Source organism: Rhizobium sp. N122, assembly GCF_002211295.1.
Lineage (GTDB): Bacteria > Pseudomonadota > Alphaproteobacteria > Rhizobiales > Rhizobiaceae > Rhizobium.
Map to the genome: position 1 here is coordinate 25,408 of NZ_LOKU01000040.1, position 8,940 is coordinate 34,347.

Annotated in this window: 7 protein-coding genes and 3 pseudogenes; 3 read left to right on the forward strand and 7 right to left on the reverse strand. The window is 55.8% G+C overall.

The genetic code is table 11. The features are described 5' to 3' along the window. Positions 1-329 precede the first annotated feature (329 nt). The 5 genes and pseudogenes from istB to ATY75_RS24210 form a co-directional block, all read right to left on the reverse strand. Positions 330-846, reverse strand: a pseudogene (istB, locus tag ATY75_RS24185) (IS21-like element helper ATPase IstB); the annotation flags it as partial. 13 nt (positions 847-859) lie between these two features. After that, positions 860-1,154: pseudogene (locus tag ATY75_RS24190) on the reverse strand (transposase); the annotation flags it as partial. A gap of 75 nt (positions 1,155-1,229) precedes the next feature. Then, complete coding sequence (locus ATY75_RS24195; protein WP_088939496.1) at positions 1,230-1,886, reverse strand: FkbM family methyltransferase; 657 nt, start codon at positions 1,884-1,886, stop codon at positions 1,230-1,232. A gap of 188 nt (positions 1,887-2,074) precedes the next feature. Continuing rightward, positions 2,075-4,132: a carbamoyltransferase gene (locus ATY75_RS24200; protein WP_064842738.1), complete on the reverse strand. Its 2,058-nt coding sequence runs from the start codon at positions 4,130-4,132 to the stop codon at positions 2,075-2,077. Between the two features lie 759 nt (positions 4,133-4,891). Next, on the reverse strand, positions 4,892-5,308 hold the full coding sequence (locus ATY75_RS24210; RefSeq protein WP_088939498.1) for a hypothetical protein: 417 nt from the start codon (positions 5,306-5,308) through the stop codon (positions 4,892-4,894). A gap of 175 nt (positions 5,309-5,483) precedes the next feature. Between ATY75_RS24210 and ATY75_RS24215 the strand changes: the two genes are divergently transcribed. The 3 genes from ATY75_RS24215 to ATY75_RS34725 all read left to right on the forward strand — a co-directional run bounded on the left by ATY75_RS24215 (position 5,484) and on the right by ATY75_RS34725 (position 7,196). After that, positions 5,484-6,155 carry a transcriptional regulator gene (locus tag ATY75_RS24215; RefSeq protein ID WP_088939501.1) on the forward strand — a complete coding sequence of 224 codons (672 nt, stop codon included), beginning with the start codon at positions 5,484-5,486 and terminating at the stop codon, positions 6,153-6,155. Between the two features lie 128 nt (positions 6,156-6,283). After that, on the forward strand, positions 6,284-6,823 hold the full coding sequence (locus tag ATY75_RS24220; RefSeq protein ID WP_004679185.1) for a hypothetical protein: 540 nt from the start codon (positions 6,284-6,286) through the stop codon (positions 6,821-6,823). A gap of 205 nt (positions 6,824-7,028) precedes the next feature. Then, complete coding sequence (locus tag ATY75_RS34725) at positions 7,029-7,196, forward strand: hypothetical protein (protein ID WP_190241415.1); 168 nt, start codon at positions 7,029-7,031, stop codon at positions 7,194-7,196. 182 nt (positions 7,197-7,378) lie between these two features. On the opposite strand, the gene hemN is transcribed toward ATY75_RS34725, so the two are convergent. Continuing rightward, positions 7,379-8,725, reverse strand: a complete 1,347-nt coding sequence (gene hemN / locus ATY75_RS24230) for an oxygen-independent coproporphyrinogen III oxidase (protein WP_088939499.1) — start codon at positions 8,723-8,725, stop codon at positions 7,379-7,381. A gap of 88 nt (positions 8,726-8,813) precedes the next feature. Beyond that, positions 8,814-8,940: pseudogene (locus ATY75_RS24235) on the reverse strand (nitrogenase); the annotation flags it as partial.

The window sequence follows — 8,940 nt, forward strand, 5'->3', positions numbered from 1 at the left end:
AGACGACGTCTTGCCTGCCCGAACCAACAAGTGTCGCCAAACCCACTGTTTTCAGGGGCGCCTTTTCACCCAGTCCTTCTATCCTCAGTGGGCTTGCGCATGTCGTTGCCGCCATCCCCTTCATCCGGGATAGCAAAGGGCGCCGCGTGCGGGAGGGACACCCCTGCGTCTCCCGTCAGGCTACGACATTTTGTTCGATCGGCTGCCTTGTATGGAGAAGACCGGATTCCTGACGTTTCAGTGTCATCGTTTTGCAATGAGATAGAGGTAATGGCCGCAAGCCGGCTGGGTCGACCACGTTTGGCTTCCATCGCGGAACGTCGCCATTAGCTTTCGACGTTCATTTCGAATGATCGTAGCGTGATGAACAAGTCGGTCCACCGCGGCAAGCGTCATGGCCGGGTCCGGAAAGACGCGGTTCCATTCTCCAAAGGGCTGATTGGCGGTGATGATGATGGAGCGCCGCTCATATCTTGGGAGATGAGTTCGAAGAGCACGCGGGTTTCGGCCTGGTCCTAGTGACGTAGGCCAGGTCGTCGAGGATAAGCAGATCGAACTTGTCGAGCTTTGCGACGGCGGATTCGATCTGGAGTTCACGCCGTGCGACCTGCAGTTTCTGGACGAGGTCGGTCGTGCGAGTGAACAGCACCCGCAACCGTTCTCGATCAGCGCGAGGTCGAGGGCCGCGGCGGGATGGCTCTTTCCGCCGCCCGGCGGACCGAACATGAGGATATTGGCACCTTTCGCGACCCAGCTGTCGCCAGCGGCAATGGCCATGACCTGGGCCTTGGAGACCATAGGGACTGCATCAAAATCAAAGCTGTCGAGCGTCTTTTCCGGTGGCAGGATTCGCCTGGGCAAAATACGCCGACGCTTTGCGCAGAATCTCGTTGGCCTGACGAAGCTCGCGGCTCTCCCGCTCAAGAGCCTTCATAATCTCGGCGACATCGTTCGGCCGGCCTGCTCGCTTACCGCTATCGACCTCGGTCTTCTTCACCCATTCGTGCAGCGTGCGTGGCCGGCGAGCAGCCGATCTTGGCCGCGATAGATGAAACGGCAGCCCACCGCGCGGGGTGCTCGGCTTCGTGATCCAGCACCATGCGGATGGCACGCTCACGGACTTCAGGCGAGAATTTGTTCGTTGTCTTGCTCATATCGGCTCCAATCTCTCATGAGTTGAAGCCTCCGGCAAACTCGGCGCGGTTCTTGAATCTCAAAAAGGGAACCGGCTATAGGCTTGTGTTTTTAAGCAAAACGTCACCCTCCACTCCTCGGGGATACTCAACTACCATCTGGAAGGAAGGTAAGAGCTCAAGAATGGCGCGCAGGGGAAGCTGGCCTTCATAGAGCTCATGATCACTATACTCAGTATATATGTAACGCGTTCTCATCAGGATCTGATTGCCACCGGCAATAACGTCGGCCTCGGCTCCCTGCACATCCATCCAGATGAGATCTATGTTCTCTAGGCCAGCTTCGCTGCACCAGTCATCCAGCCTCCTGGTCTCAACCGAAATCGGAGGGTCAAACCGAACCCACTCGTACTCAGAAAGATGGTTCTTGGGACGGCGTATCGAGCCCGAGAGATCCCATTCCTTAGCGCTGTCATTGCCATTGCTGGGATGAAACTCGATCATCCCGTTCCGGTCGCTGATCGCAACCTCGGATAGCCTCATCCGATCCCGATCAGAACCCATTTTCTCCTTGAAGCGTGCAGCGGCTCTGGGGTCTGGCTCAAAGCAATAGAGCTGGGCGCTCGGAAGAAGGCGCAGAAAGCGTTGAGCATCGCTTCCGTCATTGCACCCAATGTCAAAGATTACAGGGTTAGGCTTATCGAGAAGCGAAACGATCTGTCGATGTACGTTTAACTCACACACCGGATCCATCACAGTCTCCTTAACTTTTCGAAGTGCCCCTGCTGAACGAGCTCGGGCAGGATATCACTGAAATACCGAGCCATTTGGCCCTTCTTTCGACATGGTTGTTGACGCGTCGCCGTGCGATTAGGTGGGCACGGCGCATTCGGTCGCGGGCTTTGTTATTCGCGAGTTTGTTTGGCGTAACGAAGCGACCGCTATGCTGAAAGCCCACTAGTCACCGAGGCCTCAGCGGGGACGGATAACTGTGATTTGCGGCCACGTACCGGGCTTAAGCATATGCAACGCTGCTCCCAAATCTGCCGAAGTTCATTTAGGAAAGTCTCACGACTACCTGAAACAGGCGCGATTCCATCCAAAATGTCGCCAACCAGGGCTTCTCCCTCAATCCTAATTAGCTGTTCAAACAACTCCGGTGAAATACGCACGGCCTGCAGGCTGGAGGCGCCTGTGCGGATCTCACATACAGTCTCTTGCCGATCCAGGGTGGAATATGCACGCGCCTGATGGAGACTTGCGTAAGGTGGCAAGGAAACTGCTAGTTTATTCCACTCCTCCATCGTTGAGATTCGCTTCTTGACGAGAAATGGACCGATCACAAGTGCATCCAGGTCGGTCGTCAAAAAAGTCGTTACAGCATCCCTAACCGAATCCACTACCGGCTCGGCGTTGTTGTTAAACGACGTGTTGAGCAAGATCGGAACGCCGGTTCGCTTCCCGAAAGCATTGATTAGCTCCCAATATGCGGGATTTGTCTCGCGTGACACTGTCTGCAAACGAGCCGTACCATCTACGTGCGTGATGGCGCCTAGCGAACCACGCTTGGGTTCGCGCACAGACACTACGAAATTCATAAAAGGAAATTTGCGCAAGGTACCTGGCAGATCAAAAAATTCCACGGCGTCCTCCTCCAATACCGAGGGAGCAAATGGGCGGTAGCCTTCCCGCTTCTTGACCATCATATTAATTCGATCCTTGTTTGACGCCGGCCTCGGATCAGCAAGAATACTCCGGTTGCCTAGCGCCCGTGGACCGAACTCCGAACGCCCCTGCACCCAGGCGATTACGGCGCCATCCGCAATCCATTCGGCTGCTTTGCCTGTCACGTCATCACTCCGTTCAATTTCGAGATGCTGGCCCCAAGCAAAAAGTTCCTCCTCCACGCTTCCTTCGCTCTCCAGGTCGGGTCCCCAATAGACGTTTTGCAAACGCTCACGAGGTGCCGGATGCCCCAGATCAAGAGACGCCATCAATGCGGCGCCTAGTGCGCAGCCAGCGTCATGGGCAGCCGGTTGCACGAAGATGTCGTCAAACATCCCCGAGTACAGCAGCTTGCCATTCAAAGTGCAGTTGTGAGCCACTCCTCCGGCCAAACACAGTCGTTCGATGCCCGTAACCTTGGTGTAATGCCGTAGGACGTGGAACACGATCCGTTCCAGTGCTTCCTGCAGTGAAGCACTCACATCTTTATGCTGCTGCGTGAACGGCGTGCCTTTCTGGCGTATTTGAATGTTACTGAGCAACGTAGGACCAACTCGGTCGAGATGGACCCGATAACCACCGTCGTCTAGGAGTTCGTAAAATTGTTCGAAGACCTCGCGGTACGAAGCGGGATTGCCGTAAGGTGCCAGACCCATGATCTTATATTCATCGAACGCGCCATAACCTAGGTAGCGGATCGTTTCCAAGTATAGCAGCCCTAGAGAATCATTCTCCGGAAATGTCACGAGTGGCTCAATCTCCGTGCTGGAACCAATCGCCAAAAGCCCCGAAAGAAAGTCTCCACCGCCGTCAATTGAGAGGACCAAACTTCGCTCGAAGCCCGACATGAAAAACGAGCTCACCGCGTGCGACATATGGTGGCTCACGAACGACACACGTGAGGGATCAATTTCGGCACCAAATTCTTGCCCGAGTAATCCGCACAACAACAGTCTCGCATCCGGTATTGGGGTGCTTGGGTGAGAGAGGCGCACGCGCTCGAGCACAGCGTTGCAATAGGCCTCGGTCGCATAATACGCGATGCGGTCGATGTCGCTCAGGTGAACACCTGCAGATGCGAGGCAATATTGAATCGAACGCGTTGGTAACTTGTTGGAGTGCTTGATCCGGTTAAGGCGCTCCTCCTCGACCGCCGCTATCACTCGCCCGTCGCGAACGAGAACCGCAGCCCCATCGTGCATAAAGGTGTTCGGTAGATCGAACGAATTTTCGTAGACTCTGCTTAGACCGCCACTGAGCCCTAGACACAGCATGTTGCTCTCCAGTTCGTTTCGAAAGGTAGGTCGCTCTGGCCTGGCCACCGGCCTTCGTAGTTTCATAGGGTGGCGCTTGACAGTGCAGCTAGAGCTCACGGGTCGAAGCCGAAATCAGATCGTGACCGGATCGGTGAGATTGCCGACAATCGGCGCTAACAGAGCCCCAGACCGAAGCATTTGCGGCGGTAACGCCGCGTAACGTATCCACATTACCCAGTCCTTCATCTTTCCGCCCGACAGCCACAACGACGTTTGGTGGTCGCTGCAAAGGTCGCAGACCGTATCCTTGCAGCGGCGAGTGCGCCTGCGTTGGCTCCGAGGCATAGCACACAGAATTCCGCCGCCGGCCTCCGTCATTCGCATATGCGCCAGTACCGAACTCAGCTCCCACGCGGTGGGGCCGCCATTGATAATCACGTCGAACGGCGCCCACGGCGTGAGAACCGATCTGCAACAACGCTAGAAGGGGAAGCAGTAGAAAGATGAACAGCGCGCTGTGAAGACGAATAGGAGGCGGCATCGACCGGGGCAAAAGTGCGTCACGTGAGAGCCCACTGAAACGTCGAGAAGCAACGACCAAGATTCTACCCGATCAAGTCGAGCGCAAGATAACGATCGAGACCAGGCAGCAGACCGACTGCCTCATCTCGTTTTCCCAGCACAGTCTCCACGGCACCCGAGGACCCATTTTAAGAACTCCGAATTACGGCTTTTACAAAACGCTTCTTCAGCGTCTTCTAATGGCAACCGTTTCGATCAGTAAAATCGATTGTTTGGATGGAACGCATTCACGAAAACGATGGCGTGACTCAGCAGTGAAGCGAGCGGCGACCCCATCCTTCTCTCTATGGCGGCCGTGTGCAAGGCAGATCCGCCTATTACATTCGACCGACAAACTCCTCGTGTCTTGTCATAAAAGCAACACTCCTTCGCTACTCTTGTTTCAGCCGACAAAGCCAAGCCGCATGTTCGTCTCGGCACATCAATGAGCCTAATGGCGGCGCTAGCTGCAAGGAAACTGCGTTCGGTCTTGGTCAGCACCGCCGCTGCGAGTGCCGCGAAACGTGGGCCAAGCGCTTCAACATTTTCCCCGGCGTAAGTGCGCAGCATCTGGTCTTTGAAGCGCCAGCCGACGAAGGAGAAGCCTGGGTTGGTGCGCGGCTCCTTCACCACTTTAGGGACCGGGACGATAAATCGGCAGAGGCCGCGGTAACTCCAAAAAATAACGCGGCGCTAAAAAATTGGCCTCAGGCTAGACCGTGGGTATAGACTGGTAGTCCGGTAGGCGCTATTCGTGCTGTTCCAGCGTAACATCAGCCACCCCGTGGATTCTCCAAGGCCTCTTATATTGAAAAAAGTGCAACGCAGTTTTGCCGTCGAGTACAAGAACGGCAGGCGAAAACTTGATGCCAGATCGAACTCGATCTGGGGCAATGTGGATCTAAAGTCAGTCGCGCGCGATCTAGAGGAAGAGGCATTGCCTTTTCTGTCAGGTAGCTCTCAGAGTGGCAAACCCGACAGCGAAATGTCTTTGCCGGAACAAGATCAGGCCGAGCAGTTGTTGACAGCGCCTCTCGGGCCGTCGACAACTGCATCAGATACACAGGAGATGAGCATGGCCGACGAGACTAATACGACAACCAAGGTCGATGGACAGACCGTTGTCGAAACGCCTAATGCGCCGAAGAAACAGCGCAAACCGCGCGCCAAAAAAGTCGCGGCACTCGAGACCGCGTTAGCTGACGCTACGGCAGAGCCGGCAGCTGCGCTGGCCGGGGACGGTGGTGTGAAGAGGAGAGGGCGCAAGACAAAGGCTATCGAAGCCACGGCGAGCGCCAAACGCGCACCTGTGCGCCGTGCTCCAAAGGCTGTGCAGGCAGCGCCGGCTGCCCCGATGGCGAGCGATGAAATGGCAGACCTTTTGCAGTTGGAAGAGGAAAATCAGCGGCTGCGCAAGCTTCTTGCTGAAAAACTTCGCGCTGAAAATGAAGATCTGCGCAAACGGCTCAAGCTCGATTGATATAAGCAACCGGTCAATAAGCGACCGTATCTACATTCATATCGAGACAAACAATTCGGCAACGGTAATGCTGTTGCCGGACCCCAAACTCACTGCCTGCTTGCGGGATAAAACGCGAGGTCGGATAGATGGCGTCTCCCTGGAAACTTCTTGCCCGACTGATCTCACCGGGTCGCGAACAAAAGCGAGAAAACGGCTCGGACCAGAAGGTTACGCCGGACACATTGGCCATTGCCGGTCCGACCGAAACGCCTGCCGAGAAGAGCCTGATAAGCGCCGTTCGACCGGCAAGCGAGGGGCCTCCCCGTCACGGCCATTCTCCTGCAATTTCCACCGAGTTTGTTGTTTCTAAGGAAGTCGGAATCGGTGGCCACGATCAGGTCGAAGGCCAAGATGCCAAAAACGTTGAGGCGGCCGATCCACCTCCATTCGGCGGGCTTAGTACCGACATCGCCGCTGGGCACGATGCTACGAGGCTCGAGCGAACTCTCGAGGTCGCCCCGCGTAAGAAGGCATCAGCCGCGATTGCAAACGCTGCCCCGGCAGTTCACACTGCGGACCAGATGAGCCTCGACGAAGACATCAGGGTGCTCAGGAGGCAGCTAGCCAGAAAGCTAAGGCTGCAAAACGCGCAGTTGAGAACAATGCTGGAGCGGTTTGAACGGTGACCTGTCGCAGTGCAACAACCTGTCGCCCTGGGCATGTAGTGGGGCCAGCGGCAGCATCACCTGTGTACGGCAAGGACAAATAATTGGGGTCCGAACACGGTCCCATTTCGTCGAGATCAACGACAAGAGTGTTTAGGCCATGTTCTAGGCATTTAACCGCGCTCGATCGCCACCGTGAACATCGAGCCTGCCGCAGGTTTCCTGGATGCGCGTCTCCGCCGCCTGCGCAATCGAAGCCGCGCCGCATTGGTGGCGTCAAGCTGAACTGACCGGGCGTCTGGTCCGTTTTGAACGAAGGTGTCGCCTGCTTCAAGTTGGCGCGCGCAACCGAGCCGGTGAAGCCGTGCTGCGCCAGACCTTTCACGATATTTGACGGCGGATTTCTTTACCAGTGCCGAGAGCTGAACAGTGACGCGATCGAGACCGACACATGCCATGGACTGCGAATTCAGCGATCGATTTAAAATCGAGCAATTGGGGGCTTGCCTCCTGCCTAACATCTCGACGAACTCGAGCTCGATTAAGTGATCACTCCAAGGCCCTCCGTTTGCCAGTCTAGATCGGCTGGCGGCCAAGATAAGCATCGAACGCGGCAGCGACATGGCGAAGGGCAGAGCGACGTTCGTGCCGCACACGGACTAAACCGTTGTCAAACTCAACGATCCCATCCTCAGCCAGAATCTCTAGCTGCTTAGCTGAACTCACTAGATGGGTCTGATCAAATCCCTGAGCCGTACAGATTGCTGATATGTCCGCCTCCAAGTAGCACATGAGCTGTTCGATGATTGCAGCTCTTACGCGATCCTCGGTAGTTAAACGGTAGCCCCTTGAGATCGCCAAGCGGCCGGATGCTATGTGCCGGTTATAACAGCTTTGCGTGAGATCGTTTTGAACGTAACCGTCGCCGCAACGACCAATGGCGGACGCGCCCAAACCGATGACAGTTGAGCAGGTTTCGGCAGAGTAACCAAGCGAATTTCGGCGCAGACGACCAGCTCTCTGTGCTATTGCAAGCTCGTCATCCGGCAAAGCAAAATGGTCGAGACCAATTTGCAGATAGCCTGCTGCAACTAACGTATCGGCCATGGCTGAGGCCTGCTCAGCTCGCGCGGCTATATCGGGCAGTGCTGCTGTGTCAATCAAGCGCTGATTTTTTCGAAAAGATGGAACGTGGGAATAACCGAAAACCGCGAGGCGGTCGGGACGCATCGCAATAGCTAACATAGCGCTCTCGAGACAGGACTGGACGGTTTGGTTCGGCAAACCGAACATCAAGTCGAAATTGATACGCCTGACCCCATGCAGGCGGAGGTTTTCGACGGCGGTCATCACTTGCGCCTCGCTCTGAATCCGGTTGATCGCCTTTTGTACGACGGGATCGAAGCTCTGCACACCGACGCTTGCGCGATTCACACCGGTTCTTTCTAGGGCTTCGGCCATATCGGTGGTGAACGTGCGCGGGTCGACCTCAACGGCAATGGTTGCACCTCGCTCAAGCGCAAAACGGCCGCGCAGGAGTTCCATTAGCGACAGGAAGTCTGCCGATGGCATAATGGTCGGGGATCCGCCGCCAAAGTGCACGTCACCCACGGAGAGTGCCTGCGGCACTTGCTCGGCGACCAGGCGGATTTCCTCGCGCAGCATTGCTAGATAATCGGTTATCAAAGTGTCCCGACGAGTGATGCTAGTCGGAAAACCACAATACCAGCACATCGAGCGGCAGAATGGAATGTGGAGATAGAGCGAGACAGCGTCATCAGTTCCCTGGCTTTTCAGCCATTGCTCATAAGTGTGGGCGCCGATTTCTGGAGAAAACTCCTGTATTGTTGGGTAGATAGTATACCAAGGCAACTGCGCCCGGCTATTTGTGTTCGGAACGAAAATCGACGACGGTGCGCGCAAAGACTTTCGCCTGCAGTCCGTGTCACGTTCACATACAATATTTGACACGTTTTTTTCCTTCGAAAGCTTGGTCCTATTGGGCACATGCCACGCCCGGAATGGACTTGATGTTCGATTTGACGTCGCATTCGGAAAGGGCCTTCGGCTCATCGCCAGGCTCGTCGCCGCTCGTTGCGACGCTGAGGTGCTTCTTGCGGCGCTTCGCCGCCTTGTCT

Excerpts from the sequence above, each read along its gene's own strand:
- ATY75_RS24195 (WP_088939496.1), bottom strand. The coding sequence starts at position 1,886 with ATGGATCCGGTGTGTGAGTTAAACGTACATCGACAGATCGTTTCGCTT.
- ATY75_RS24200 (WP_064842738.1), bottom strand. The coding sequence starts at position 4,132 with ATGCTGTGTCTAGGGCTCAGTGGCGGTCTAAGCAGAGTCTACGAAAAT.
- ATY75_RS24220 (WP_004679185.1), top strand. The coding sequence starts at position 6,284 with ATGGCGTCTCCCTGGAAACTTCTTGCCCGACTGATCTCACCGGGTCGC.
- ATY75_RS34725 (WP_190241415.1), top strand. The coding sequence starts at position 7,029 with ATGCGCGTCTCCGCCGCCTGCGCAATCGAAGCCGCGCCGCATTGGTGG.